General features: G+C 71.6%; 19 protein-coding genes. 14 read left to right on the plus strand and 5 right to left on the minus strand.

What is annotated here, in order from left to right:
- Positions 1-14: 14 nt before the first annotated feature.
- Positions 15-4085, minus strand: a complete 4071-nt coding sequence (locus ABCQ75_RS03060; protein WP_345883045.1) for an FtsK/SpoIIIE domain-containing protein — start codon at positions 4083-4085, stop codon at positions 15-17.
- A 286-nt stretch (positions 4086-4371) separates the two neighbouring features.
- On the opposite strand from ABCQ75_RS03060, the gene glf reads away from it, so the two are divergent.
- From glf to ABCQ75_RS03090, 6 genes are read left to right on the plus strand one after another with little or no spacing between them, the layout of a single operon-like run.
- Entirely contained in the window at positions 4372-5559 is a 1188-nt protein-coding gene (gene glf, locus ABCQ75_RS03065) for a UDP-galactopyranose mutase (RefSeq protein WP_345883046.1), read from the plus strand.
- Entirely contained in the window at positions 5556-7523 is a 1968-nt protein-coding gene (locus ABCQ75_RS03070) for a glycosyltransferase (protein ID WP_345883047.1), read from the plus strand. The genes glf and ABCQ75_RS03070 overlap by 4 nt, the downstream gene beginning before the upstream one ends.
- Positions 7523-8407, plus strand: a complete 885-nt coding sequence (locus tag ABCQ75_RS03075) for an ABC transporter permease (RefSeq protein ID WP_345883048.1) — start codon at positions 7523-7525, stop codon at positions 8405-8407. Before ABCQ75_RS03070 ends, ABCQ75_RS03075 begins: the two co-directional genes overlap by 1 nt.
- A 3-nt stretch (positions 8408-8410) precedes the next feature.
- On the plus strand, positions 8411-9163 hold the full coding sequence (locus ABCQ75_RS03080) for an ABC transporter ATP-binding protein (protein WP_345883049.1): 753 nt from the start codon (positions 8411-8413) through the stop codon (positions 9161-9163).
- An 8-nt stretch (positions 9164-9171) separates the two neighbouring features.
- On the plus strand, positions 9172-11088 hold the full coding sequence (locus tag ABCQ75_RS03085; protein ID WP_345883050.1) for a DUF6541 family protein: 1917 nt from the start codon (positions 9172-9174) through the stop codon (positions 11086-11088).
- Between the two features lie 60 nt (positions 11089-11148).
- Complete coding sequence (locus ABCQ75_RS03090; RefSeq protein ID WP_345883231.1) at positions 11149-12198, plus strand: ABC transporter substrate-binding protein; 1050 nt, start codon at positions 11149-11151, stop codon at positions 12196-12198.
- Positions 12199-12275: 77 nt separating this feature from the next.
- On the opposite strand, the gene ABCQ75_RS03095 is transcribed toward ABCQ75_RS03090, so the two are convergent.
- The gene (locus tag ABCQ75_RS03095) at positions 12276-14327 is read right to left on the minus strand and encodes a DUF6541 family protein (protein WP_345883051.1); all 2052 of its coding nucleotides are present in this window, start codon (positions 14325-14327) and stop codon (positions 12276-12278) included.
- An 81-nt stretch (positions 14328-14408) separates the two neighbouring features.
- On the opposite strand from ABCQ75_RS03095, the gene ABCQ75_RS03100 reads away from it, so the two are divergent.
- Genes ABCQ75_RS03100 through ABCQ75_RS03110 form a run of 3 tightly spaced genes read left to right on the plus strand, consistent with a single transcriptional unit; the run spans position 14409 to position 16463 of the window.
- Positions 14409-15182 (plus strand): glycosyltransferase family 2 protein, encoded by a 774-nt coding sequence (locus tag ABCQ75_RS03100; protein WP_345883052.1) that lies wholly within the window; start codon positions 14409-14411, stop codon positions 15180-15182.
- Between the two features lie 2 nt (positions 15183-15184).
- Positions 15185-15577, plus strand: coding sequence for a DUF2304 domain-containing protein (locus tag ABCQ75_RS03105; RefSeq protein ID WP_345883053.1), 393 nt, complete (start codon positions 15185-15187; stop codon positions 15575-15577).
- On the plus strand, positions 15567-16463 hold the full coding sequence (locus ABCQ75_RS03110; protein WP_345883054.1) for a glycosyltransferase family 2 protein: 897 nt from the start codon (positions 15567-15569) through the stop codon (positions 16461-16463). The genes ABCQ75_RS03105 and ABCQ75_RS03110 overlap by 11 nt, the downstream gene beginning before the upstream one ends.
- 97 nt (positions 16464-16560) lie before the next feature.
- Here ABCQ75_RS03110 and ABCQ75_RS03115 read toward each other — a convergent pair whose 3' ends face one another.
- Together ABCQ75_RS03115 and ABCQ75_RS03120 are read right to left on the minus strand one after the other, a co-directional pair.
- Positions 16561-17943: an oligosaccharide flippase family protein gene (locus ABCQ75_RS03115; protein ID WP_345883055.1), complete on the minus strand. Its 1383-nt coding sequence runs from the start codon at positions 17941-17943 to the stop codon at positions 16561-16563.
- Positions 17936-18967 (minus strand): hypothetical protein, encoded by a 1032-nt coding sequence (locus ABCQ75_RS03120; protein ID WP_345883056.1) that lies wholly within the window; start codon positions 18965-18967, stop codon positions 17936-17938. Before ABCQ75_RS03120 ends, ABCQ75_RS03115 begins: the two co-directional genes overlap by 8 nt.
- Before the next feature lie 215 nt (positions 18968-19182).
- Here ABCQ75_RS03120 and ABCQ75_RS03125 point away from each other — a divergent pair, with 215 nt between their 5' ends.
- A complete protein-coding gene (locus ABCQ75_RS03125; protein WP_345883057.1) occupies positions 19183-21888 on the plus strand; it encodes a GH25 family lysozyme in 2706 nt (901 codons plus the stop codon).
- A gap of 112 nt (positions 21889-22000) precedes the next feature.
- On the opposite strand, the gene ABCQ75_RS03130 is transcribed toward ABCQ75_RS03125, so the two are convergent.
- On the minus strand, positions 22001-22795 hold the full coding sequence (locus ABCQ75_RS03130; RefSeq protein WP_345883058.1) for an acylneuraminate cytidylyltransferase family protein: 795 nt from the start codon (positions 22793-22795) through the stop codon (positions 22001-22003).
- Positions 22796-23006: 211 nt separating this feature from the next.
- Between ABCQ75_RS03130 and ABCQ75_RS03135 the strand changes: the two genes are divergently transcribed.
- Genes ABCQ75_RS03135 through ABCQ75_RS03150 form a run of 4 tightly spaced genes read left to right on the plus strand, consistent with a single transcriptional unit; the run spans position 23007 to position 26954 of the window.
- A complete protein-coding gene (locus ABCQ75_RS03135) occupies positions 23007-23681 on the plus strand; it encodes a PglD-related sugar-binding protein (RefSeq protein WP_345883059.1) in 675 nt (224 codons plus the stop codon).
- Complete coding sequence (locus tag ABCQ75_RS03140) at positions 23678-24730, plus strand: N-acetylneuraminate synthase family protein (protein ID WP_345883060.1); 1053 nt, start codon at positions 23678-23680, stop codon at positions 24728-24730. The genes ABCQ75_RS03135 and ABCQ75_RS03140 overlap by 4 nt, the downstream gene beginning before the upstream one ends.
- Positions 24731-25906 (plus strand): UDP-N-acetylglucosamine 2-epimerase, encoded by a 1176-nt coding sequence (gene neuC / locus ABCQ75_RS03145; RefSeq protein WP_345883061.1) that lies wholly within the window; start codon positions 24731-24733, stop codon positions 25904-25906. It abuts the gene before it with no gap.
- Complete coding sequence (locus ABCQ75_RS03150; protein ID WP_345883062.1) at positions 25893-26954, plus strand: sugar phosphate nucleotidyltransferase; 1062 nt, start codon at positions 25893-25895, stop codon at positions 26952-26954. The genes neuC and ABCQ75_RS03150 overlap by 14 nt, the downstream gene beginning before the upstream one ends.
- Positions 26955-26957 lie beyond the last annotated feature (3 nt).

The raw sequence follows: 26957 nt of genomic DNA on the forward strand, positions 1-26957 counted from the left end.
GCCCCAGCGGCGCTCTACTGCTCGCCGCGGAGGGCCAGGCCCTGCGCCGTGGTCAGGGGACCGCCTGAGCCGGCCCCCGGCATCCTTCCGGCGCGTGGTGCGCGGTGCCCGAGCTGGACGTCCACGGTGCAGCCGTCCACCACCGCGATCGCCCGCCCCGGCGGGACGCGCCCAGGCACGTCGATCCGCGTCCCGAACACTTCCCCGTCCGCGGGGCTGCGGGGCGCGAGGAGGAGGCCAACGCCGCTAGAGCGCGCTGTGAGTGCGAGGGGGCAGCGGGCGTAGAGGGCGGCGCTGTAGGCAGCGGTCGCCACGACGCGCGCTCCCGCGTCAAGGATCCTTGGGATGAGCGCGTCCTCGGCCGGGGTGAGGGAGTCCGCGTCGTCGACGAGGACGACGGCCGGAAGGGGCCGGCGCCCGGCCTCAGCGCCGGCCAGGAGATCCTCCCAGGCTTCCAGCTGGCCGGCGCGCGGCGGATGGACGAACCGGGTACCGCTGTTCATGAGGGGAAGGGCCTCGAGGAAGCCGGACTTCCCGGCTCCGCGTCCGCCCAGGACGAGGAGCACCTGCCCATGCCCGAGCTCTAGCGCGAGGGGCGCCGCCTCGTCCCCCGCCAGGCCGACCAGGAGAGGACCGTCTGCGCACCTGTCGCCGGACCCGATGCCGTTCCCGCCGTGCATACCTCCGGCCGCCTCGCGCGCGCGTGCAGCCACTTCGTGCGCGGGGGCCAGCGCGGGCAGGGGATCGACCCGGAAGGGCCGGGGGGAGCAGGGCGCGCGCACTCCGGCCTCGGTCCATGCGCTCTTGGCCTCCTCGTCGAGCACGGCGCACTGGACGGCATGGGCCCCGGCCGGCACGACCGTCCCGGTCGCCGCCCCGCGCCCGGCGAGGGCCGGCATTGCCGGGAGCCGAGGCCAGGCCAGGCGCGTCTCCTCGGTGGTGCCGAGCGGGAAGTGGATCCTCGAGGGCAGTCCTGCGAACGCCCGTGACGCCACGAACTCGCGTTCGCCCTCGGCCACGACCGCGAGTCCGGCGGCCGCCCCGTCCCGGACGAGGTCCACGAGCGCCTCCTCGGCCCATGCCTGCGGGCTCTGGCGGAGCGCGGACACCCAGGCGCCCCACCCCGAGATGAGGAGCACCAGGGGTGTGGCCCCGCCGTGTCCCGAGCGGCGGGCCGAGCATTCCTCGGCGAGGCGCGCGATGACCCGCGCGGCCCGGCGGAGGTCAGAGGCGCCGGCGTGCGCCCCGACGCGCGGCTGGCCGGCGAGCCACGCGAGCGATCCGTCCGCGTCGAGGACGTACACGTGGCGCGTGGGCGGGGCGGCGAGGAGCTGGGCGGCGATCGCGGTCAGGCACTCCCTCCCCCCGGCACCGTGCGGACCCACGAGTGCCAGATGGCCGTGTGCCTCGGGCGTCCACACGAGCGGCGCCGTCCGCTGCTCCGAAGGCAGGTCCACGACGCCGAGGAGCACGTCCGCTGACGGCGGTGCCGCCGCGTGTGCCCCGGCGTGGGGGACCGCGGACAGGGCCAGGCGCTCCGGCAGCGGGGGAGGGAGCAGCCGGCGCAGTCCCGGGCCGGAGCCCCCGTGGCGCCGGGCCCATGCGGCTGCCGCGGCCGCGACGAGCGGGACCGCTGCCTCGGCGGGTGCGGGAAGCCGTATCCGGTGCCCCGCGTGGCTCCCGACGCCGCGCTCGAGCCAGTCCGCGGCGTCGTGGACCAGGATCCCCGGCGACGCAGCGCGGGAGGCGCCGACCACCAGTGAGGCTGTCTGGAACTCGACCGGCTCGGAGCCGGCCACGCGCAGGAACGCCCTCCCGGGCAGGCCCACCGGAATGCGCGCGGACACCGAGGAGCCGAGGACGTCAGACGACTCGGACTCCGACTGGGTGCGCAGCGCGATGGTCGTGGTGACGTTCGCCCGGATGTCCGAGGACACAGCCCCCTGCGGCCGCTGGGTGGCCATGACCAGGTGCATCCCGAGCGACCGGCCCACGGTCGCGATCCGGAGCAGCTCTGCGAGGGCTCCCGGGGCCTCGTCGACCAGCACCCGGAACTCGTCGATCACCACGGCGAGGCGGGGGAGCCCTGTGCCGCCCCGGGCGCAGTAGTCGGGCAGGTCAGCGGCCCGTGCTCCGGCGAGGATCCGCTCGCGGCGCCTCAGCTCCGCCCGCAGGGATGCCAGGGCGCGGTCCATGCCGCCCTCGGCGAGGTCGGTGACAAGCCCCGTGCAGTGCGGGAGCCCGCCGAGCGGCTCGAGGCCGGACCCGCCCTTGAAGTCCACGAAGAGGAACGAGAGCTGGTCCGGAGGGCAGGCGGCCGCCGCGCCCGCGACCATGCTGCGCAGGAGCTCGGACTTGCCGGATCCGGTCGTCCCGGCGATGAGGATGTGGGGGCCGTCCGCGACGAGGTCCAGGTACAGGGCGCCGGATGCCGACAGCCCCAGGGGCACGGCGACCGCACGGTCCGCGGCCGCGCGGGACCAGGCCTCCGCCATGCCCTCGGCGTCGAAGGCCGCGGCAATCTCGTCGAGGCCGCAGCTTGCAGGGACCGCGCCGTCGTGGTGCACGGGTTCGGCCGCCGCGCGGCGTGCAGCCGCGGCGAACACCTGGGCGGGCACGAGATCAGGCGCGAAGGGGATGCGCTCGTCCCCTCGGACGAGGTGGGACACGCGGGCGCCCAGCCGGATTTCGGCATCCGGGGCGCTGCCGGACGCCTCCGCTGGACCGAAGACAGCCCAGCCGCGCTGCGCCGCTATGCGGCTGCACGCCGACGCAGCCTCGGGCGCCAGCCCGGGCAGCATGACGACCACGGCGCTGCCGGCGGCGGGCATCGCTGCCTCGAGCGCGCTGGGGCTCTCTGCGGCCCCGTCTGCCAGCACCCGCACGCGCGGCAGGTAGCGTGCTGCCAGCCGCAGCTCCGGGCTGCCGCCCACGAGCACGACGCCGAAGTCCCGCCCGGCCGGCAGCAGCGCGGTCTGCAGCACGAGCGAGCGCAGGAGGCCCGCCACCGGTTCGGCCCCGCCCTGCACCGCGACACGTCCCTGGGCGGGGATGACGAGCGGGGCGCCCCGGAGCCGCGGGACGTCCATGCCAGGCTCCGCGGGCTCGACGGTGATGAGTGCGGGCTGGTCTGCCGTGCCGAGGCGCAGCCAGACGGCACTGTCAGGCACAGGCGAGGGCGGAGTTGCGGACGGGGAAGGAGACGCGGCGGAGCGCACGAGCACCCCGGCGTCCGGTGCGTGACGGCGGCGGCGCGCCGCGTCGTCGTCCGCGGCCGCGGCGAGCGCCCTGGCGAAGGCACGGCGGGCCGCACCGCCCTCGAAGAGCGGGATGGCCAGCGAAACGGCCGAGACTGCCGTGAAGGCGAGGAACATCCACATGCCCGTGGCGGCCGCCAGGCCGACGCCCAGCAGGAGGGGCAGCACGGCGGTCGCGATCAGGGCTGCCCTGCGGGACGGGGGACTGTGCCGCGTGACGGTCAACGGGTCTGGAGGGGCCGAGCCGGCCTCCGGGTGGACGGCGGGCGGCTCGGCGGCGAACTCGAGGGTGCACACGCTCCCGCCGATGCGGAACTCCTGGCCGACGGCGAGGGACGCCTCGCGCACGCGCGCCCCCTCGAGCCAGGTCCCGTTAGCGCTGTCCGCGTCGCGCAGCACGACCCCCGCGTCGCCGACCTCGACCGTCGCGTGCTCGCGGGAGAGCTCAGGGTCCGGCAGGGCCGCGCGCGGCCCTGCCGTCGCCGTGCCTGCGCGGCCGAGCGCGAGGACGCCGCGCGCGAGCGGGACCACGGTGCCGGCGGCTGGGCCCGTCCGCACAACGAGGACGAGCGGGGGAGCAGGCGACGGCGGAGCGACGGCGCCCGCGACGATGACCGCTCCGCTGCGCAGCGGCGGCTCCCCGGCGAGGCACTCGGCGAGGGGCACGCCGTCGAGGGTCAGGAGGCGGCCCGCGCCGAGGTGCCCGAGGGCCGCAGCGACCTCCGCGCCCGGCGCGCCCTCGGCCACGTCGATGACCAGCTCGCGCCGCAGCTGCCGCGCGCGGGCGTGCCCCGGCGACAGCGTGACGAGCGTGCAGTGCAGTTCCATGGCCCCCTCCGTGCCCGCCTCCGCCGGCCCGGCCCTGGCGGAGGGTGCGGCACACGCCGCACTCCCACGCTAGAGGCGGGCCCCGGTTGCTGCCATGGCCCCCCGAGGATCTGTGGATAACCCGCTGGCCGCCTGTCCCGCCCGCGCCGCAGGACGGTGCAGGCCCCGGCCGCGGCGGCAGCGCCCGCCGATTCCGGGGCGCTGGCGGTCCTCGGGTAGTCTGAAGCCGGACATCTGGGCCCGCAGACCCGCTGGGTGGCGGTCCGCCACGAAATCAGGAGTGAACTTGACTGCAGACCTCGTCGTCGTCGGATCCGGATTCTTCGGCCTCACCGTGGCCGAGCGTGCGGCCAGGGAGCTCGGGCTCAAGGTCACCGTGATCGACCGCCGGCACCACATCGGCGGCAACGCGTACAGCGAGACCGAGGCACAGACCGGCATCGAGGTGCACCGCTACGGCGCGCACCTCTTCCACACGTCGAACAAGAAGGTGTGGGACTACGTCAACCAGTTCACGACGTTCACGGACTACGTCCACCGCGTCTACGGCGTGCACAAGGGCGAGGTCTTCCCCCTGCCGATCAACCTCGGCACGATCAACCAGTTCTTCCGTGCCAACTACACGCCCGCCGAGGCGCGGGCGCTCATCGCCGAGCAGGCCGGGGAGCTCGCGGGCACCGATCCTGAGAACCTCAACGACAAGGGCATCCAGCTGATCGGCCGTCCCCTGTACGAGGCGTTCATCAAGCACTACACCGGGAAGCAGTGGCAGACCGACCCCAAGGACCTGCCGGCCGGGATCATCTCCCGCCTGCCTGTGCGCTACACGTATGACAACCGGTACTTCAACGACACCTACGAAGGCCTGCCGACCGACGGCTACACGGCGTGGATCGAGCGGATGGCAGACCACCCCAACATCGATGTCCAGCTCAACACGGACTTCTTCGACGAGGCCCAGCCCATCAGCAAGGGCAGCGTGGTCGGCAACGTCCCGGTCGTCTACACGGGCCCCGTGGACCGCTACTTCGACTACGCCGAGGGCGACCTGTCCTGGCGCACGATCGACTTCGAGGAGGAGGTCCTGGACACCGGCGACTTCCAGGGCACCTCGGTCGTGAACTACAACGATGCCGACGTCCCCTTCACGCGGATCATCGAGCCCCGCCACTTCCATCCGGAGCGGGGCTACCAGACGGAGAAGACCGTCATCATGCGCGAGTTCTCGCGCTTCGCAGAGAAGGGCGACGAGCCGTACTACCCGGTCAACACCGAGGCGGACCGCGCCAAGCTGCTCGCCTACCGCGACCTCGCCACGTCAGAGAAGGACGTCCTCTTCGGCGGCCGGCTCGGCACGTACAAGTACCTCGACATGCACATGGCCATCGGATCCGCCCTGAGCATGTACGAGAACAGGATCAAGCCGCACTTCACGGGTGGCGCGAAGCTCGAGAGCGGGGGCGTGGACGCGTGACCGAGGCCGGCTTCCGCACCGTCCACCGCGTCGTCCTTCCCCAGGACGGCGACACCGACGTCCTCCCGCTGTACGTCGACTTCAACCCGGTCCAGCGGATCGTCCACCTGTCCCGGCGGGAGAAGCGCAAGGGCGTCATCTCCCAGACGAGCGCCGTCCCGCAGGCCGCGCCGCAGCGCGCCGACTTCATCGTGGGACGCCGCAGCATGCGGCTCCCCGGCTTCCACCGGGTCTCGTTCGGAACCTACTTCAATGCCTTCCCGGCGAGCTACTGGCGCAACCACTCGAAGGTGGAGACCGTCCGGCTGCTCGTGGACGTCGACGCCGAGGCGAGCGTCTTCGTGTACCGCTCGAGCCCGCGGGGTGCGGCGAGCCGGGTCGCGACGCTCCACACCGACGGCGCCGGCACCGCGTCCGTGGACCTGCCCCTCGCCGGCTTCCTCGACGGCGGCTGGTACTGGTTCGACCTCTCCTCCCATGGCCACGAGGTGACCCTGCGCAGCGCCGAGTGGGCCGTCCCCGAGACGACAGGCTCCGCCCCCGGGACCCTCTCGATCGGGGTCACGACCTTCAACCGGCCCGACTACGCCGTGCGCCACATGCGCACCCTCGCGGGCGATGCGGACCTCATGGCCCGTCTCGATGCCCTCTACCTGGTCGACCAGGGCACGGACCGGGTGCGGGACCAGCCGGACTTCGAGGAAGCGGCCCGGGGCCTCGGCGACGTGCTCCGCCTGACCGAGCAGGGCAACATCGGCGGCTCGGGCGGATTCGCCCGCGGGATGCACGAGACCATGGTGGCCGGGAAGAGCCGGTACGTCCTGCTGCTTGACGACGACGTGAGCATCGAGACCGAGGGGATCCAGCGGGCGCTCGACTTCGCGGACTTCGCCTCGCGCCCCGTGATCGTTGGCGGCCACATGTTCAACCTGTACGAGCGCAGCGTCCTGCACACGTACGGCGAGGAGGTGGACCGGTTCCGGTTCTTCTGGCAGCCGGCCGTCAACACCAAGGAGGCCCACGACTTCTCGGCCGGCAACCTGCGGACCACTCCGTGGATGCACCGCCGCGTGGACGTGGACTACAACGGGTGGTGGATGTGCCTCATCCCCACCGCCGTGATCCGTGAGACGGGCTACGCGCTGCCGGCCTTCATCAAGTGGGACGACGCCGAGTTCGGGCTCCGCGCCCAGGAGCACGGCTTCCGCACGGTCACCCTGCCCGGCGCCGCCGTGTGGCACGCCCCGTGGTCCGAGAAGGACGACACGATCGACTGGCAGGCGTACTACCACCAGCGGAACCGGTGGGTCGTGACGCTCAGCCACACGCCCGTCCCGCGCGGCGGGCGGATGCCGTTCGAGAGCTTCGCGCTCGACGTGCGCCACCTCCTCTCCATGCAGTACTCGGCGGTCGACGTGCGCGTGCGCGCACTCGAGGACGTCCTGAGCGGTCCGGACCACCTCCACGCCACGATCGCCGAGCGGCTGGGCTGGGTCCGTGCGCGGCGCAAGCAGTTCACCGACGCGCAGGTCAGGTCTGACGTCGAGTCATTCCCGCCGGTGCTGCGCGGCGGCGGCGTCTCGCTCGAGCATGAGCCGAACCTCGTCGCGGAGTCCCTCCTGCGGGCCGCGAAGGCTGTCGTGCGTCAGTTCCTCCCCGTGCGCAAGGAGGCCCAGGAGCGGCCCGAGCTCGCCATTCCCGCCTCCGACGCCCGGTGGTGGCGGCTCGCCGAGCTGGACTCGGCGCTCGTCTCGTCCTCGGACGGCACGGGGGCCTCGCTCTACCGCCGCGATCCCCGGACGTTCCGCAGCCTCCTCATGCGCTCGATCGCCGCGCACGTGCGGCTCATGTCGCAGTGGCCCGAGATGTCGCAGGCCTACCGGGATGCGCTGCCGCGCGTCGTGGGCCGGGAGGCATGGGAGGACACGTTCGCCGCGGTGTCGCCGGCCCCGGAGGAGCGGTGATGCCCTCGGCCGCACCGCAGGAGGCAGGGACGGAGGAGCTGGTCAGGCCGGGCCAGTCGGCCGGGCTCCTCGACGTGGCCCGCGAGCGCTTCCTGCTCAAGCTCCTGGTCCGCAAGGAGATCAGGGTCAGGTACCGGGGGAGCGTTCTCGGGCTCGTGTGGTCCTACGTCAAGCCGCTCATGCAGTTCGGGGTCTACTACATCGCCCTCGGCGTGTTCCTCAACCTGAGGGGCTCAACCCCCAACTACGCGATCTTCCTGTTCTCCGGCATCATCCTCGTGAACTTCTTCGTGGAGATCCTGAGGAACTCCACGCGCTCGATCGTGGACAACCGGGACCTGATCCGGAAGATCTACCTTCCCCGCGAGCTCTTCCCAGTCTCGACCCTCTGGGTCTCGGCCATCCACTTCTTCCCGCAGCTGGCCGTGCTCGTCGGCGCGTGCCTCCTCGCCGGCTGGCGGCCCTCCTTCTGGGACGTGGCACTGGCCGTGCCGGCTTTCGTGATCGTGGCCGTCCTGGCCATGGGGCTCGGGCTCATGTTCGGGGCAGCCAACGTGTACTTCCGGGACTCCGAGAACATCGTGGACATGATCCTCATGGTGGTCACGTGGGCCTCGCCGGTGCTCTACACGTGGCCCATGGTGGAGCGCGCCCTGGGTCCCGCCTTCGGCGTCTACATGGCCAACCCGATGACCGTCGCGGTCGAGGTCTTCCACCTGGCCTTCTGGATGCCCACCACGGGAGGTGCCGCCGGGGACGTCGGCCTGCCCCCTGGGCTCCTGGAGCTGTGGCTCCCCGTCTCCGCCGGCGTCTCCCTCGCCGTCCTCGTGCTCGGCCAGTGGGTGTTCCAGCGGCTGTCCGTCCGATTCGCCCAGGAGCTGTAGACCATGGCCTCCCCTCACCTGGCCATCTCGTGCCGCGGCGTCCGCAAGCACTTCGTGCTGCGGCACACCCGCTCCCTCAAGGAAGCGGTCATGTGGCTCCTCCGTGGGCGCAAGGGCGACCTGTCCAAGAGCTTCGACGCCCTGCATGATGTCACCTTCGACGTGCGCGACGGCGAGACGGTCGCGCTCCTGGGCCTCAACGGCTCGGGCAAGTCCACGCTGCTCAAGCTCCTCTCGGGGGTGCTCCAGCCGGACGCGGGAACGGTGCTGACCCGCAAGCGGGTGGCCGGGCTCATCGAGGTGGGAGCAGGCTTCCACCATGACCTGAGCGGACGCGACAACGTCTACCTCAACGGCGCCATCCTCGGCATGAGCGAGCGCGAGATCGACCAGATGTACGACTCGATCGTCGAGTTCTCGGAGATCGGCGAGTTCATCAACACCGAGGTGAAGTTCTACTCGTCCGGCATGTACCTCAAGCTGGCCTTCTCGATCGCCGTGCACACCGATCCCGAGGTCTTCCTCATCGACGAGATCCTCGCGGTGGGCGACGAGCCGTTCCAGCGCAAGTGCATCGCCAAGATCAAGGAGCTCGCTGAGGCCGGCAAGACGCTCTTCGTGGTGAGCCACGACCTCGACCTCGTCTCGTCCATCTGCGAGCGCGGGATCCTGCTCGAGCGCGGGAACGTCGTCATGGACGGCCCCGTCGAGGGCGTCGTGGCCGAGCTGCGCCGCCGGTCCGCGGCAGTCGAGTGAGCGTGGCCATGACCTGGCTTGAGGCAGTGCCCGCGGTCCTCGCCGCCCTCGTCTTCCTGATCCTCCCCGGCATCGCGTGCGGGTGGGCCCTCGGCTTCCGGAGCACCATGCTGCTGGCCCTCGCTCCGGGGTTCTCTGTCTCGGTGATCGGGGTCGGCTCCACCGTCGCGCCGTTCGTGGGCCTCGTCTGGACGCCGCTCACGGTGGCGGCGGCGACCGCTGCTGCCGCCGGCGCCCTCGCGCTCCTGCGGCTCGGCGTGGCTCGGCGCACGACGCCGGTCCCGCGCCGGCGCGGACGGGTCGGCCCGTGGGGGGTCCTGGGGGCCGCAGTCGGCCCGGCCGTGATCGCCGCGTGGTTCGTGTCCATGGTCGGCTCGCCTGAGAACATCTCGCAGACGTTCGACAACGTCTTCCACCTCAACGCGGTGCGCTACATCCAGGACACGGGCCAGGCGTCCTCGCTGACCGTGGGACAGATGACGAACGCGCCTTACTATCCGGCGGTCTGGCACGCATTCGCCGCCCTCGTGGCCGATGCCAGCGCCACCAACATTCCGGTTGCGGTCAACGGAGCGAACCTCGCGATCGCCGCCGTGGCGTGGCCCCTCGGCTGCATCGCCCTCGTGCGGCAGGCCGTGGGCGAGCGGACGGCGGGCCTCGTCGTGGCAGGCATCCTGTCCGCCGGCTTCGCCGCGTTCCCACTCCTCCTCCTCTACTTCGGGGTGCTGTACCCGACGGCCCTGGGCGTCGCCCTGCTGCCTGCGGCGCTCGCGCTGGCGGTCCAGGCGGTGCGCCTCTCGGCGGTCGACGACGTGGCGTGGCCCCTTGCTGCCCTCGCGTGCGCATGGTTCCTCCCGGGCCTCGCACTCGCGCACCCGAGCATGGCCATGGCGCTGTTCGCGTTCTTCAGCCCCGTGGCCCTGGTCGCGTGGTTCCGCGCATGGGCGGTGTGGCGGAAGGAGTGGCCGGCCAGTCGGCGTCGTGCGCTGCTGTGGACCGCGGCCGGCGGGATCGGCATGGCGGGTGCGGCGGCCGCGTGGGTGGCGCTGCGGCCGTCGCCGGGGGCGGCGTTCTGGGACCCGGTGCGCTCCATCGGCGGCGCGCTCTTGGAGGTGGCGACCCTCTCGCCGCTCCTGGTGCGCGCTGCAGTGGTCGTCTCCGTCCTGACTGCTCTCGGCCTCGTACTGCTCGCGGTACGCCGCTGGCGCGGGCCGGCGTGGGCGCTCGGCGTCTACGCGCTCGGGGCGTTCCTGTTCATCGTCGTGGCGAGCTTCCCCGAGGGGCTGTTCCGCTACCTGCTCACGGGCACGTGGTACAGCGACAGCTACCGGCTCGCCGCCCTCCTGCCTACCGTCGCGGTGGTCCCAGCGGCCGTCGGTGCCCTCTGGCTGTGGGACCTCCTGGCCAAGCGGCTTCCGCGCCGCCGCGTGCTGGCCGGTGCTGTGGCGGCGGCCGTGCTCGCCGCCTCCAGCCAGCTGGGGAGCATTCCGGATCTCGTGGACGAGGCGCGGGCCAGCTACACCATGTCGGACGACTCACCGCTCCTGACGACCGATGAGGCTGCGGTGCTCGACGACGTCTCCCGGCTCGTCCCCGCGGACGCTGTCATCTTCGTCAACCCCGGCACCGGCTCCGCGCTCGCCTACGCGCTCGCGGGCAGGCGGACTTCCCAGCTGCACATCCTCACCGGACCCCGGCCTCCGGAACTCGTGTACCTGCTCCTGCACCTGCACGAGGGCGGTCCGCGGGTGTGCGACGCGGTCAGGAAGCTCGGGGTGAGCTACGCACTGGACTTCGGTTCGAAGCAGGTCAACGACGAGAGGCGGCCCGGGCCCGGCCTCCTGCTCCTCAACGAGAGCCCCGTTGCCACATTGCTCGCCCGCCACGGTTCCGCAGCGCTCTACGAGATCACGGGGTGCCCATAGCCATGACGGGCACCGAGAGACCGAAGAAGCCCGCAGAGAACAGATGAAGGACATGACGTGATGAATCGCGCGACGACTCCTGGCTCCCCCCGCAGCAGGGGACTCCTCGGACGGCGGGCCGTCCTCCTGGGCCTCCTCGCGGTGCCCGTCGGGCTGGCTGGGTGCTCGCGGCCGAGCGGCAGCCCCGCGCGTCCGTCGACGACGCCCGACCCGTCCGCCTTCCCCCTCGAGGTGGAGCACGCGCTCGGCACAGCCCGGCTCGAGGAGCCTCCCCGCGTGGTGGTGGCCATGGACCCCGCCAGCGCGGACGCGTGCGCCGCACTCGGCGTCGCTCCCGCCGGGATCCTGGACACCGCCGGCTCGCCCTGGTTCTCCGCCGCACTGCGGACGTTCTCCGGTCCGCAGCCCTTCCTGCTGAACGCCCGCGGCGGGCTCCCGATCGACGACATCGTCAAGATGGCGCCGGATGTGGTCCTCGCGCTGGGATCGGAGCTCCCCCGAGACCGCTTCGAGCAGCTCTCGGCTGTCGCTCCGGTCGTCGCAGCCACCTCGGCCCGGGGCGAGACCCCTTGGGCGGACGCCGTGCGCACGGTGGGCCGCGTGCTGGGGCTCGAGGCCGCTGCGGAGGAGGTGGTCGCCACGACGGAGAAGGCAATGGCGGACGCCGCCTCGGCCTACCCGGGGCTCGAGGGGACGACTGTCCTCATGTTCTCGGCCTCGGCCGTCCCCGGCGCCGACGTCCTCGTCTACGGGGGGGGCTCGAATGCAGCCGCGGCACTCCGCTCGTTCGGGCTCACCACGTCGCCGGCGCTCGCAGCGGTCGAACGCGAGGCCCCCTTGGCGGAAGGCGAGCACCGCTGGCCGCAGAGCCGGGTCCGGGAGCTGTCGAGCGACATCGCGGTGGTCGCCGTGGCCGAGGGCCAGCAGCGGATCGTCTCCGAGGCCCCGTTCATGGCCGCGCTTCCCGCCGCGGCGCACCGAGGCGCCTTCTATGTTGCGGCCCCGGACCAGAACTCGCTCACGTCCGGGTCTGCACTGGGCCTTCAGTGGGCGAGCCGGAACATCGTGCCGGAGCTGGCCAAGGCGGCCTACTACGCGGCCCAGGACTAGCAGGACGCGCATTCCGGGGACCGGCCTTCCCGGCCGGCAGGCCTGAAGCGGGCGGGCGCGGGCCCTCCCGCCTCAGCTCAGTCGCACGCGGTGACGCGGAAGAGCCGGGCCTGGCCGACCGAGTGGACGAGCTCCACCCCGGGCGCGGAGCCGTCGGCGAGGTCCCGGACCCCTGAGAGGGGCTCGGCCCGGGGAGTGATCTCCTTGTCCCCGAAGTCGAGCGCCCAGTACGCATTGAGCCGCTCGATCGCCGGGCAGACCGCCGGGTTGTAGGCCGCTTCGCCCCAGTGGTCGAAGAGGAGCTGCTCGTCGGGAGTGCGGACTCCGAAGATGTGCGGCGCAAGCGCCGTCCTGTCCGAGAACGCGTACACCAGAGAGGCCCCCGTCCGCGGGTTCCCCACGACGACCCCGTCCTCCGGCACGTAGGCCGGCACCTCGCGGAGGAGCGCCACCTCGTCGGTCGAGAGGATCCCCGAGGCGGGGGTCGTGGCGAAGATGGTCCGCAGCCGCTCCTGGACGCCGGAGAGCGTTCCTCCCTGGGCGGCCACTCCCATGGCCAGGACAGCTGCCACCCCCACCGCAGCGGTGGTGCGTTCCGGCAGCCGCTGGAGCTGCGGGAGGCGCTTCTCGCCGAGCCGGTGCAGCGCCGTCCCCACAACCCAGCGGAGGCGCCAGATGAGCCACTCGCCACCGAGGACGACGACGGGGAGCGTGACGAGCGGCAGTAGTGCAGCAAGGCGGTAGCTGTCCGTGTACCAGATGCCCGTGACGAAGTCGCGGAATGCCCCGTTGCTCCAGCTCGAGACCACGAGGTAGAGGATGGCCCCCACCCCGAACATGCCCGCGACCCACGCGTAGCGTCGCAGCTGCCGCGCACACACGTAGAGCCCGATCACCGTGAGGGGGAGGAGCACCCATGCGATCGTCGTGCCCATCGGCGCGCTCGAGAGGATCTCTCCGATGGCGCGCGCATTGGACTGGAAGGACGTCCATCCGGCGGTCGAGAGGTTGGGGCGGAGCACGATCCACAGCGCGAGCGAGACGAGGGCGTAGACGGCGGTCCCGATCATCCAGCCGACGGCCGCCCGGCGCTTCGCCGTTCCCTCGCGCACCTCGACCCAGACGAGGACGGTCCTGTTGATGATGGCAGGCGCCGCGAATGCGGCGAGGGCCGGGATCGTGCTCGGGTGGGTGAGGGCGAGGCCGGGCAGGACGGCAGCGAGCGCGATGACCGGCGCCACGGGGGAGGTCGGCGGCGTCCGCGACACGCCGAGCGCCTCGACCGCCAGGGCGAGGACGGCCGGGAGGAGCGCGACGGCGGCGTGGTTCGGGTACAGGACGCCGAAAGCAACGAGGAGGTAGGGGAAGGCGCTGAAGGCCGAGGACAGCACACCGGCGATCAGGAGCGGGATCGGGCGGTACCCGACGATGCGGCTCACGAGGAAGACGCATCCCAGCGGCCAGACGACCGCCCCCATGACGATCGTCCCGACGTTCACGGCCGCCATCACGGAGGGAGCCCCCAGCATCACGAGCAGGGCCATCATGTCGTGCATGGCCGCCGGGTAGAGGCCCTTGGACGCCGCTGTGAGGTTGCCGAGGGTGAGGGTCGAGCCGTTCTCGGTGGCGACGATGTGGCGGACGGCATTGAGGTGGTAGACGTTGTCGAAGGTCTGGGAGAACGCCTCGGGGGAGCCGAAGCCGTTCATGAACCGGTAGCCGATGATCAGTGCCGCGACGGCGATCCCCAGAGGGACCATCGCGCCCGCTGCGACGCTGCCGAGATCAGCCGCGGGAAGAGGTCCCTGGGCGCCGAGTACGAGGGGCCTGTATGCGCGCGAGCGGCGCCAGAGCGCGCGTGCGCCGACCGCTGCAAGGGCCGCTGTAGCCGCGGCCAGCCAGTAGGTGAGGGGCGTGAACGGGACCCCCGCGAACGGCAGGAGGACCGCTGCGGTGCCCGCAAGGGTCGCGGACATGGGCGCGGCCAATGCCGCGAGCGGCAGGCGGCGCACTCCCGCGCAGACGAGGACCAGGAGCCCGGGAAGGAAGTACACCGCTGCTGCCGCGAGCCACGTCGGACCCAGGTCCCACCACGCCATCGAACACCTCTCATCGTTGACAACCCACATGAGTATGCCTTGTGCGCCCGGCAGAACCGAGCCGGAGACCGGTGACGGAGGGGCTCCGGCCAGTTGCTAGCATGGTGCATCATGGGCAACAGACACGAACGGGCTGTCCTCATCATCATGCCCGCATGGAATGAGGAGGCCGCGATCGCCGAGACGATCCGGGACGTTCGGGCTGTTGTACCCGAGCATGACGTCCTCGTCGTCGACGACGGATCCACGGACAACACGGCGAAGGTCGCCCACGAGGCCGGCGCAGAGGTGCTGCGGCTCCCGTTCAACCTCGGGGTCGGCGGCGCGATGCGCGCGGGCTTCAAGTACGCCATCCGCCATGGCTACACAGCGGCGATCCAGGTGGACTCGGACGGGCAGCATGACGCGCACGACATCAACCGGGTCCTGGCAGGGCTCGAGCACGCAGACATCGCGATCGGCGCCCGCTTCGCAGGGCGCGGCGACTATGACGTGCGGGGGCCCAGGAGGTGGGCGATGTCCCTCCTTGCCTTCGTCGTCTCGAAGGTCGCCCGGCACCGGCTGACGGACGTGACCTCGGGGTTCCGCGCAGCGAACCAGCGTGCCCTGCACCAGTACATCTCGCACTTCCCGGTCGAGTACCTCGGCGACACCATCGACTCGCTCGTCGTCGCCCTCAAGTCCGGGTGCACCGTGACGCAGGTCCCCGTCGCCATGCGCGCGCGCCAGGCGGGGACGCCGAGCAAGGGCCCATTCAAGTCGGCCCTGTACCTCGCGCGCTCCGGGCTCGTCCTCTGCTTCGCCCTCGCGCGCCGACGCACACCTCTCCCTGCCGACGCCAACAGGCCCGTGCACGGTGAGATCGCTGGGGAAGGGACGGTCTGAGCATGATCGCCATTGCACTCGTCCTGTCCGTCGCCATGCTCCTGGTGGTGCTCGCCATGCTCCGCGCTGGCCGGCTCCGCGAGAAGTACGCCGTTCTCTGGCTGGTCATCGGCAGTTTGACCGTTGTCCTCGGGCTGTTCCCCAACCTCTTGGCCTGGACTGCGAGGGTCATCGGCGTACAGGTTCCCTCGAATCTCCTCTTCGCGCTCTCGATCGTCCTCCTGGCCGGCGTCAGCCTCCACGTCTCACGGGAGCTGACCGTCCTCGAAGACGAGACCCGCATCCTCGCCGAGGAAGTCGCGATCCTCCGCGCTTCGGTCGAGCGACTGGAGGCGGCCGCAGCGCGCGAGCCATCAGTGTCCGCACATCTGACGAAAGACGACCATGACGATTGACGTAATGTTCCCCTACTACGGGGACGTGGCTCTCATGAAGGCCGCCGTTCGCTCCGTCCTCGAGCAGGACGACCGGGACTTCCGCCTCACCATCGTGGATGACGGCTACCCGGACGACTCCCTGCCCGAGTACTTCTCCTCCCTCGTCGAGGGCGACCCGCGCGTGCGCTACTTCCGCAATGAGACGAACCTCGGCGCCAACGGCAACTACAAGAAGTGCCTCTCGCTCGTCGAGCACGACGTCGTCGTGGTCATGGGCGCGGACGACATCATGCTGCCGAACTACATCGGCACGATCCGCAAGGCCTTCGAGAACCCCTCCGTCGACATCGTCCAGCCCGGCGTCGAGGTCATCGACGAGAACGGCAAGGTCTACGAGCCGCTCGGCGACAAGGTCAAGCGCAGGCTGCGCCAGCTCGCCGTCGGCCGCACCTCCGAGGCGCTCATCTCCGGCGAGCCGATCGCCGAGAGCCTCATCACCGGGGACTGGCTCTACTTCCCGTCGATCGCCTGGCGGGCCGAGGCCATCCTCAAGCACGACTTCCGCGAGCAGTACAACGTGGTCCAGGACCTCGCGCTCGCCATGGACATCATCATGGACGGCGGGACCATGCTGGTCACCGACACCGTGTGCTTCCAGTACCGCAGGCACCGCGAGTCGGATTCGTCGGTCCGGGCCCTCGACGGCCGTCGCTTCGCCGAGGAGCGGGCGTTCTTCGACGAGTGCGCGCGGGACTTCGCCCGGCTCGGCTGGAAGCAGGCCGAGCGGGCCGCACGGCTGCACCTGACTTCCCGCCTCAACGCGGTGAGCCTCGCGCCCAAGGTCGTCTCGAAGGGGATGTGGGACGGGCTGGCCAAGCTCGTCCGCCACGCTGTGCGCCCCTGACATCCGTTGGAACGGACAGGCCGGCCCCGCTGCCCCTATGGGACAGCGGGGCCGGCCTGTTCTGGTCTCATCTGGGCTCCGGTGGGTGCAGAACCTCTCAGGCCGGGCGCCGGCGGCGGAGCCAGAGGAAGGCGACGGCGGCCACTGCTCCCAGGCCCACCGCGAGCGTCGCGGAGCCCGCCGCGAGGGACGTGGGCAGGGCCAGGTTCACCGCGATGACGGCCGCGCTCGCGCCGAGCGCACCCGCGAAGAGGCGCAGCGGCGGACGGCCCGCGCCCGCCCGCACTGCGAGTGCCGTGTAGAGGGCCCCGAGCAGGACGAAGACGGCCGCACGCACGCTGCCGAGCTGCCAGAAGTGCTCCGAATGGGCGGGCAGCCAGGCGAGGAGCACGGCCACGAGGGCCACGGCGGGCGTGGCCCAGACGAGGGCGAGCGTGCGTCCCACGGCCAGGAGCGACGTGGTGGCCACGAGGTACATGGCGTAGCCGACGGCGACGCCGGGCAGGACCTTTGCCAGCTGGGCTACCTCGTGGTCAGGTCCCTTGAGCACGAGCATGCCGATGGTCGCCGAGAGTGTTGCGAGAAGGCCGACGCCGACGGCAGTCAGGGCCGCCTCGCGCGAGACCCGCAGGACCTCCTCGTGGAGCCGCGACGCCGCGGCGCTCCGGAAGATCTGCGTTGTCCAGGCGTTGTTGAGGCCCGAGAGGATGGCAAACGGCCCCAGTGCGAAGACGGCCGCGGCGGCGTAGCGGCCTGCGGCCTCGGAGCCCTGGAAGAGCTGCACGAGGAAGAGGTCGCCCTGGAGCAGCACCATGATGGCGATGCTGTGGGGGAGGATGGGGAGCCCGAGCCGCAGTGCCCCCTTCACCGAGCCCGGGTCGCTCCACGGAAGCCTCGGGGATGCGAGTCTGAGCCCGACGGCCGCGGTCACGAGCATCGCCGCTGCGAAGGCCGCGAGGTAGGTGCCTGCCGTCGGGCCGAACAGCAGGATTCCCGCAAGGCCCGCGCCGTGCGCGCCGAGGGACGCTCCGCCGCTGAGCAGCACGAAGGACAGCGCGCTTCCGCGGCTGCGCAGGATGGCCTGCGAGCTCACCACGCCATTGAGCAGGCCCGTGGCGACCACGGCGAGGGCGAGCGGGACGGCGCCGGCCCTGTCCGGGGCGGCGGCCAAGTAGACCGCGGCAACGACAAGGGCGAGTGCCATGCCGAGCGAGACGTTGAAGCCGTGGATCGCCCGGGCCTTCCCCTCACCACCGTGAGGGTCGAAGTACGCCTTGCTGATGGTCAGCGGCAGGCCTGCGGAGAGGATCACCTGGCCGATCTGCAGGAGGACGATTGCGACACTCACGCGGCCCCACTCGGTCGCGTCGAGGATGCGGATCGAGAAGGGCTGGACCAGGATCGCCCCGGTCCCCTGGAGCGCAGCCCCGATCAGGTAGTAGAGGGACTGCCGGCGCCTGTCCGGGGCGGTCTCAGACACGGATGCCGAGCTGGGGGGCGGTGAGAGCCGTGCTCGCGCTCCGGGGGAGCGGGTCGGGGAGGTGCTCTAGCGGATCCTTGAGGAAGTGGAGCGGGGACGCCTTGACTTCCTCGGTGTTCGAGGCGGCCGGGGCATCGTCGGGCCGGAGCACCGCGAGCGCCTTCGCCGCCGGGGCTCCCAGCCAGTAGTCGAGGAACGGCTTGACCGTGGGGCGGTCCCAGCCGAGGACCGTGCGCAGCTCCTCGGGGCCGCGCAGGTAGTCCGCGCCCAGCTCCCGCTCGGCGATGCCCCTGAGCAGGCCGGTGTGCGGGGCCTCGGCGTAGAACTCGGGCCAGAGGTCCCGCATGTAGGCATCGGCTGTGCTCTCGGCCGCCCCGGAGACACGGAAGGCAGGACCGTAGATGCTGATCGGAGTGCCCACGCCCGCGGCGTAGACCAGCGCGGTCGCGAGACGGTTGGACACCACCTTCTCGGCGCTCATGAGCAGCCACATGACCCGGCCGAGGAAGGCGGGATCGCGGCGCTCGCCCGCCGTCGTCAGGGTGTGCCCTGCGTCCTTCCACGCGGAGACGATGTCCGGCCTGCGCATGTCGTCCACGTGCAGGCACACCACGGACGGGCCCTCGCGCTCCAGGACCTCCCGCGCGTAGCCCTCCTGGTCGCCTTCCACCGAGAGCAGGCGCGTGCCGTGGAACGGGATGACGACGGTCCCGAGCGTGGTCGGGGGGCGCACGCCCTCGGCCTCGGCAGCGCGAGCGAGGTACAGGGCGGCTGAGCCGATCGGAACCGTGGAGAAGCCGGTCTCAACGTGCGACCGCTCCTCGGACCACCCGCGGGAATTGTGCGTCCACACGAAGAGGCCGCCGCGGGGTGCCCTCGAGGCGAGGGCGGCGAAATGCGTTCCCACGGGGGAGACGTGGGTCCACCCGTGCTGGTAGAGCCCCGGGATGTGACGGGGCGCCCGGAGGCCGGCATGTGCCGCCAGAATCGCCGAATGCCCGTAGAAGTGGTTTTGGATGTCCATCCGGACGCCTTCTCCTCATCGTGCCGATGCGGCAGAATGCCGCCGCAGATCGATCCAAGCCTAGGTCACCGCGTGAAGCCCCGCCGTCCCTGCAGTCACAGCAGCCACCTCCATCACTCTGGTAGCCCACTTTGCTACCGTGGAAAGGGTATGTGTGGCCGAGAAGGACTGTGGTCGACCACAACCGTGGCCGAAAAACAGGGAGGGGACATCCCATGCCGAACCCGGACGAGGCACGGCGACGACTGCCATGGACGGCTGCCGCCGTCTCATGTGCCACCTCGATCGCGCTCGCGTCGGCGCTGTGGGTCCCCGCCTCGCAGCGGGGAGGGGACGGGCCGTCAGAGGCAGCGGGCACTCCCGCGGGCGGCGTCTCCGCCGCATCGGAGCGGCGCCCCGCGATGGACGATCCGCTGAGGCAGGAGCTGCTTGCCTCGGTGGGCGAGCACGGCGCGAGCATGGGCCAGGGCGTCCGGCGCCTCAAGTCCCACCTCGACACCCAGATCGCGCCCGCCGAAGACCCTGCCGCCCTGGCGATGGACGCGGGGGCCGCGCGGGCGGCAGACGGCGTGCCGGACGGGGGTGGGGCCGCTCAGATCGAGCCGGCGCCGTCGACAGCACCCGCACCTGCGCCGTCGACCTCGGCAACCGCGCCCGCGCCGTCGGCCGCCGCCCTCGCGCCGAGGACCGCAGCGGAAGACCTCGCGCCAGCAGCGCTCACGGCCGCCGTGCCGGCCGCGAACACCTATGTCCCCTCCGACGGGGTGCCGGGAATGGACGTGAGCGGGTGGCAGGGCGACGTGGACTGGTCGGGCGAGTACAAGAAGGGGGCCCGGTTCGCCTACGTCAAGGCGACCGAGGGCGACTTCTACAGGAGCAGCCACTTCTCGAGCCAGTACTCCGGGGCGCGCAGCGTCGGGATGATCCGCGGGGCGTACCACTTCGCGCTCCCCAGCCAGTCCTCGGCAGTCGCCCAGGCCAACTACTTCGTCGACAACGGCGGAGGCTGGAGCGCCGACGGCTGGACCCTTCCGCCTCTCCTGGACATCGAGTACAACCCCTACTCGTCGCTGGGCAACACCTGCTACAACATGTCGCCCACAGCGCTCACCACATGGCTCCGGGACTTCTCGAGGCAGGTCCTCCAGCGCACCGGCCGCACGCCCATGATCTACACCACCACGGACTGGTGGCGGACGTGCACGGGCAATGCGAGCTGGTTCGGCGCGTATCCGCTCCATATCGCGGCGTACCCGACCAACCTCGAGAGGGACTACAGGTACGGGCCCGGCGCCCTGCCGGCCAGCTGGGACTTCTACAGCGTCTGGCAGTACAGCAGCACAGGGCCGTTCGCGGGCGACTCCAACGTCTGGAACGGGACCATGACGGGCCTCAAGGCCTTCGCCTTCGGCGATGCGGAGCAGCGGCGCGAGCTGCGCTTCTCGGCCGGGGACGCCAATGGGGACCGCATCGCCGACCTCTACAGCCGGCTGCCGAACGGGACGCTGTACTTCCATCCCGGCCGTGCCGACGGGACATTCGGCCCCGCGCGGCGCATCGGCGGGGGCTGGCGCATCTACGACCGCATCGTCGGCTCCCGGGACATGAGCGGCGACGGCATCCCGGACCTGGTCGCGCGGGACGCCCTCGGGGACCTGTGGCTCTACCGTGGCGACGGGAGTGGCGGCGTCCCAGCCCGCACCCACATCGGGAAGGGCTGGTACATCTACTCGTCGCTCACCGCGGTGAACGACATGACCGGCGACGGCCGCGCGGATTTTGTCGCGGCGGAGAGCGACGGCACGGCCTGGGTGTACTCCGGCAACGGAGCGGGCGGCTTCTCCAGCCGGACCGCCGTCCAGGCCACCCTGAACGGCCGGACCCGCGTCATGGACGCAGGCGACTTCAACCGGGACGGCCGCCCCGACCTGCTGAGCATCAGCGGCGCAGGCGAGCTCATCTGGCACCGCGGCCAGAGCGGCGGCTTCGCGGCCGGCGTGGTCCTGGGCAGGGGCTGGGGCGGCTTCACCGCGGTCTTCGGCGCCGTCGATGTCAACCGTGACGGCAACGTGGATGTCGTGGCGAGGACCTCGACCGGCGACCTGAGGGTCTACGCGGGCGACGGGAGGGGCGCCTTCGCGCGGCTCGTCCGGCTCGGCGCGAACTGGGACAGCATGTCCAGGATCCTCGACGCCGGGGACCTCGACGGCGACGGCCTGACCGACGTCGCGGCCACGACGCCCACGGGCTACCTCTACCTCTATCCGGGCAACGGCCGGGGTGGCCTCCAGGCGCGGCACTACATGGGCGCCGGCTGGAACACCATGTCGGCGATCGTGCCGGCAGGGGACTTCGACGGCGACGGGGTCGACGACTTCATCGCCCGCACCACCCAGGGCGTGCTCTACCTCTACCCCGGCAACGGCAGCGGCGGCTGGCTTCCCCGCCGATTCATCGGCAACAACTGGCACACCATGACCGCCATCCTCGGTGCGGGCGACTGGACCGGGGACGGGCTGCCTGACCTCCTCGCGCGCGACTACGGAGGCACCATGTGGATCTACCCCGGCAACGGCTCCGGCGGACTCACCCCCAGGCGGGCGATGGGGAATGGCTGGAACGCCTTCTCCGACTTCGTCCCGCTCGGGGACGCGACCTCGGACGGCCTGCCCGACCTCATGGCCCGGACGGCGGACGGGACCACGTGGATCTACCCCTCGAACGGTGCCGGGTGGGTCAAACCGAGGTCCGCCTTCCAGCCGGCCTGGACCGCCCAGGCCCTCGTAGTCGGGGCGCACAGCTTCGTCGCCCCGGCCACGCCGAACCTGCTCGTCCGCGATGAAGGCGGGGTCCTGTGGCTCGCCTCCGGCGACGGCCGGGGCGGTCTCCGCGAGGTCGTGCTCGGAGGCGGGGTGCTCTAGCCCCCGGGGCCCGGACTGGCGACGGACACGCGAGAGGGCTGCCAACCCGCAGCGGCATGTGCGGGCCGGCAGCCCTCTCGTTCCTCCGCCCGCCTGCCGGCGGGCAGCTGGCTCAGCGGCCCGGCAGGGGAGCGAGGCCGGCGGCGACGACCGCCTCGATCAGCTTGAACTCGCGCTCGTCGTCGATGCTGAAGGCATGCAGCTCAGGGATCTCCACATAGCCGTGGACGCCCTCGTCGAACCAGCTCCCGCTCACCCGGCGGATGAAGTCGGCCCGCCAGACGTAGAAGTTGCCGTTGATCCGGAGGTAGCTCGCCATGTCCTGCCTGCGCACGACGCCGGCGGCCCGGGGAGCATGCCGGACGAGGACTCCGGGGTTCTCCTGGGAGGGACGGACGCCGACCCAGTCCGGATTGAAGAAGGGCTCCGAGACGGCGATCACGCCGTCCAGCGAAGGGTCGTCGTCGAGCTTGCGCAGGGCAGAGGACACGGCCTCCGCGCTGCGGGTCGGGCTCGTGGGCTCGAGCAGGAGCACACTGCTGTACTCGACGCCGTCGAGGGACTCCATCGTCTCGAGGGCGTGGCGCAGCACGAGGCTCGTCGGCGCTGTGTCGGAGGCGAGCTCGGCCGGCCGCATGAACGGCACATCCCCGCCGGACTCCCGCGCCGCCTGCGCGATCTCCTCGTCGTCCGTCGAGATGATGCACCGCACCAACGGGCCCAGCTCGCGCGCGAGCTCGATCGAGTACGCCAGCAGCGGTCGGCCGTTGAGCGGGCGGATGTTCTTGCCGGGAAGGCCCTTCGAGCCTCCGCGCGCTGGGATCACGGCGAGGACAGTCGGTGCCTGCTTGCCTGGGGCCTCTGCGTCCTGCTCGCGTGCGTCCTTGGCCGCAGCATCTTCGATCATGTGGGTGCCTGCCTCCGGTGTGGTAGTTCGCCGGCGGTCAGTCTACAGGCGCGGCCCCGGGCGCCGGGGCGGGCCTGGCGGGGCAGGCGCGGGCCCGTCCGGCTCCAGAGGAGTGCTCCGGGCGGCTCGGGCGTGCCCTGTATGCTGGCGGGGTGCTTCCTCCACTGTGCCGCCCTGCGTCGTCGTCCGGGCCGGAGAGGCCTGCAGCGCGATGACGGCATGGCTCATCCTGGGGGCGTCCGGCCACGGCCGCAGCCTCGCCTCCATCATCCGCGGCCGCGGTGAGAGGGTTGCGGGCGTGTGCGATGCGGCCGCAGGCGGGCGCGCGCCGGAAGGCTTCGGCAGCGCGGACGGGAGCCTCCCGCAGGTCTTCACGGACGACGCCGAAGCCCTCGCCTGGGCGGGCGCGGCCGGCGTCTCGATCGCCATCGGCATCGGGGACAACCGCGTGAGGGCCGCCGTGGCGGAGAAGATCCTGGCCGACGCCGGGCTGCGCCGCCTTGCCGCCCCGCTCGTGGCCGGCTCCGCGACCGTCGATGCGACGGCGCGCCTCGGCGCCCTCGCGCAGGTCGCCGAGCACGCGCACGTCGGCCCGCTCGCGTCGATCGGCGAGGCAGCCATCGTCAACACCGGGGCGATCGTGGAGCATGACGCGGTCGTAGGCCGCGCCGCGCACATCGCCCCGAAGGCTGCCGTGCTCGGGGCCGGGAGCGTGGGGGAGCTCGTCCTGATGGGCTCCGGAGCGTGCGTGCTCCCCGGCGTCTCGGTCGGCGACCGTGCCGTGCTCGGGGCCGCCGCGGTCGCGGCCCGTGACTTGGACGCTGTGGCAACATATGTAGGGGTTCCGGCACGCCGCCTCGACACAACGAAGGGAAGATCCCAGTGATCCACGACCAGGCTCAGAGGTCGGTGGCCCTCGGCCACCACAGCATCGGCTTGGCCGAAGACGTCTTCATCATCGCGGAGGCGGGCGTCAACCATGACGGCGAACTCGCGGTGGCCCACGAGCTCATCGACGTCGCCGTGGAGTGCGGCGCCAACGCCGTCAAGTTCCAGACGTTCCGGCCCGAGGCCCTGGTCTCCCAGACAGCGGGCACGACCCCATACCAGCAGGCCGCCGGCTTCGACAGCTCCCAGTCGGAGATGCTCGCGAAGCTCACGCTCCCCGAGAGCGCCTGGCGAGAGCTCCGCAGCCACTGCGACGACGAGGGCATCACGTTCCTGTCGACCCCCTTCGACTACCAGAGCGCCGAGCTCCTGGCCGAGCTGGGCGTCCCGGGCATGAAGCTGGGCTCCGGCGAGCTGACCAACCTCCCGTACCTCGCCGCCGTCGCCGACTTCGGCATCCCGCTCATCCTTTCGACCGGCATGGCGAGCCGGGAGGAGATCGCCCAGGCGCTCGAGGCGACGCGGAACTCGCCGCTGACGTTCCTCCTCCACTGCGTATCCGCGTACCCCGCGCCCCTGGCCGACGCCAACCTGCGCGCCATCCCCGCCATGCGCGAGGAGTTCGGCGTCGAGGTCGGATGGTCGGATCACACTGAGGGCAGCGTCACGGCGGTGGCCGCGACTGCGCTCGGCGCGACCATCCTCGAGAAGCACATCACGACGGACAGGACCCGCCGTGGCCCCGACCACGCTGCATCGCTCGAGAAGGCCGAGTTCGCCGCCTACGTCCGCGACGTGCGCGACGTGAGCCTCGCGCTCGGAGACGGTGTCAAGCGCCGCATGCCCAGCGAGACCGCGAACGCCCACCTCGTGCGCCGGTCGTACCACGCTGCGAAGGACCTCCCCGTGGGAACGGTCATCGGTGCTGACGATGTCGCCATCCTCCGGCCCGAGGGCGGCCTCCACCCCGGGGCCCAGGTTGTGGGCCGGACCGTGTCGAAGGCCGTCGCGGCGGGGTCCCCCCTGCGTGAGGACGACCTGGCCTAGATGCGGGTCCTAGCCTTCGTTGGTACCCGCGCGGACCTCTTCCCCTTGGGACCGGTCCTCCGGAAGCTCGGCGAGAACGCCGGAGTCGGCCTCCACGTCGCCACCGCGGTCGGATTCCAGGAGGGCGCGGCTGCGGGCCAGCTGCTCGACGCGGGCCTTGCAGGCCTCGCCTTCGAGCACCACGACCTCGGGCTGCACCTGCCCGAGATCACCGTGGCCGCCCAGGCCGCGGCGGGTGCCGAGCTCTCGCTGCGCATGTCCGCCCTGCTCCGGGAGGTCTCGCCCGAGGCCCTCGTGGTTCTCGGAGACCGCTGGGAGCTCATGTACGCCGTCCCGCCCGCTGTGCTCTCGGGAACCCGGGTCGTCCACCTCCACGGGGGAGAGGTGACGGAGGGCGCCCTCGACGAGCGGGTCCGCCACGCCATGACCAAGCTGGCCGACCAGCACTGCGTCAGCACCGCGGGCGCCGGCCGGCGCGTCGCGCAGCTCGGCGAGTCGGCGGACAGGATCCATGTGACGGGCGCGCCCGGGCTGGACCGCTTCGCCGGCGTGGAGCCGCTTTCGCCGCAGGAGTTCGAGGAGGCCCTCGGGGTTCCGCTCGTGCGACCAGCGGTCCTCGCCACGTACCACCCGCCCACTGCAGGCTCAGGCGTCGACGTCCGCGCCTCTGCAGAGGGTCTGTTCGGCGAGGTGGTCGCTCAGGCAGGCAGTGCCGTCATGACCTATCCGGGGTTCGACGCCGGCCGCGACGAGATCATCGGGGTGCTCGAGGGAATCGCCCGCAGCGCTCTCCCGCACGTGGCGGTGCGCGAGAACCTCGGATCCCTGTACCCGAGGGTCCTGGCGACGGTCGACGCCGTCGTGGGGAACTCGTCGTCGGGCATCCTCGAGGCCGCGAGCTTCGGCCTCCCCGTGGTCAACGTGGGCGACCGGCAGAAGGGGCGCGAGTGCGGGGCGAACGTGCTGCACTGCGCGGAGGACCGGCAGGCTGTGGCGGATGCCATGCGGCAGGCCCTGAGCCCCGGATTCCGGGCGTTGAGCTCCCAGACGGCGAACCCCTACGGCGACTCCCGCGCCGCGGGCCGGATCGAGGGCGTTATTGTCAACAGTGGATCGACGGGCTTGGCAAAGAAGTTCGTCGACGTGGAGGAAGGAGAGAACAGTGGCGACTCCTGAGGCTTCCCTGAAGAGCTTCTGCGTCGGGCCCGAGGCCACTGTCCGAGAGGCACTCGCGGCTATCGACCGGGGTGCGTCCCGCATCGCCCTCGTCGTCGACGGCGACGGGCAGCTCCAGGGCATTGTCACCGACGGCGACATCCGCCGGAGCCTCCTCAAGGGCGCGCACCTGGACTCCCCGGTGCTGCCCTACGTCAACGCGAGCCCGCGCGTGGTCGGCCGCGACGTGACGCGCGCCTCCGTGCTGGACATGATGCGCAGCCTGCGCATCAGCGAGGTCCCGATCGTGGACGCTGCCGGGCGCCTCGCGGGCCTGCACACCCTGACCGACATGGTGGGGCGGCCCACGCTCAAGAACGCCGCCGTCATCATGGCCGGAGGCAAGGGGACGCGCCTCGGTGCCCTCACGAAGGACACCCCGAAGCCGCTCATGACGGTCGCGGACCGGCCGATCATCGACTGGATCATCCTCGGCCTCGTGGAGTCCGGGGTGCGCGAGGTCTTCGTCTCGGTCGCCTACCTCGCGCACAAGATCGTCGAGCACCTCGGAGACGGCTCGCAGCTGGGCTGCACCATCAACTACCTCCACGAGGACCCCGAGAAGCCCCTCAACACGGCAGGGGCACTGGGCCTCTTCCGCAAGGAGCACGGGCAGATCGACGAGTCCCTCATCGTCACCAACGCCGACCTCATGGCGCGCTACTCCGCGCGGGACCTCCTCGACTTCCACGAGGCGAACGAGTCGGCGCTGACGATCGTGTCCCGCACCTACACGCACCAGGTTCCGTTCGGCGTCCTCGAGCTCGGGGACAACCGGCTCGTCCAGGGCGTGACGGAGAAGCCGACCCTCGGCTTCGAGATCAGCGCCGGGATCTACGCCGTCCGGCCCGAGACCCTCGACCTCGTCCCGTACATGGAGCCCTACTCGATGCCCGACCTCGTGAAGGCCTGCATCGACACCGGCCGGAACGTCGCCGCGTGGCCCATGGAGTCGGACTGGATCGACGTCGGAACACCCAAAGACCTAGCAACTGCGAAAGGCCAGTGAGAC

Source organism: Sinomonas halotolerans (assembly GCF_039615075.1).
Classification (GTDB): domain Bacteria; phylum Actinomycetota; class Actinomycetes; order Actinomycetales; family Micrococcaceae; genus Sinomonas; species Sinomonas halotolerans.

Excerpts from the sequence above, each read along its gene's own strand:
- ABCQ75_RS03060 (WP_345883045.1), bottom strand. The coding sequence starts at position 4,085 with ATGGAACTGCACTGCACGCTCGTCACGCTGTCGCCGGGGCACGCCCGC.
- ABCQ75_RS03075 (WP_345883048.1), top strand. The coding sequence starts at position 7,523 with ATGCCCTCGGCCGCACCGCAGGAGGCAGGGACGGAGGAGCTGGTCAGG.
- ABCQ75_RS03080 (WP_345883049.1), top strand. The coding sequence starts at position 8,411 with ATGGCCTCCCCTCACCTGGCCATCTCGTGCCGCGGCGTCCGCAAGCAC.
- ABCQ75_RS03085 (WP_345883050.1), top strand. The coding sequence starts at position 9,172 with ATGACCTGGCTTGAGGCAGTGCCCGCGGTCCTCGCCGCCCTCGTCTTC.
- ABCQ75_RS03090 (WP_345883231.1), top strand. The coding sequence starts at position 11,149 with ATGAATCGCGCGACGACTCCTGGCTCCCCCCGCAGCAGGGGACTCCTC.
- ABCQ75_RS03095 (WP_345883051.1), bottom strand. The coding sequence starts at position 14,327 with ATGTGGGTTGTCAACGATGAGAGGTGTTCGATGGCGTGGTGGGACCTG.
- ABCQ75_RS03100 (WP_345883052.1), top strand. The coding sequence starts at position 14,409 with ATGGGCAACAGACACGAACGGGCTGTCCTCATCATCATGCCCGCATGG.
- ABCQ75_RS03105 (WP_345883053.1), top strand. The coding sequence starts at position 15,185 with ATGATCGCCATTGCACTCGTCCTGTCCGTCGCCATGCTCCTGGTGGTG.
- ABCQ75_RS03110 (WP_345883054.1), top strand. The coding sequence starts at position 15,567 with ATGACGATTGACGTAATGTTCCCCTACTACGGGGACGTGGCTCTCATG.
- ABCQ75_RS03120 (WP_345883056.1), bottom strand. The coding sequence starts at position 18,967 with ATGGACATCCAAAACCACTTCTACGGGCATTCGGCGATTCTGGCGGCA.
- ABCQ75_RS03125 (WP_345883057.1), top strand. The coding sequence starts at position 19,183 with ATGCCGAACCCGGACGAGGCACGGCGACGACTGCCATGGACGGCTGCC.
- ABCQ75_RS03130 (WP_345883058.1), bottom strand. The coding sequence starts at position 22,795 with ATGATCGAAGATGCTGCGGCCAAGGACGCACGCGAGCAGGACGCAGAG.
- ABCQ75_RS03135 (WP_345883059.1), top strand. The coding sequence starts at position 23,007 with ATGACGGCATGGCTCATCCTGGGGGCGTCCGGCCACGGCCGCAGCCTC.
- neuC (WP_345883061.1), top strand. The coding sequence starts at position 24,731 with ATGCGGGTCCTAGCCTTCGTTGGTACCCGCGCGGACCTCTTCCCCTTG.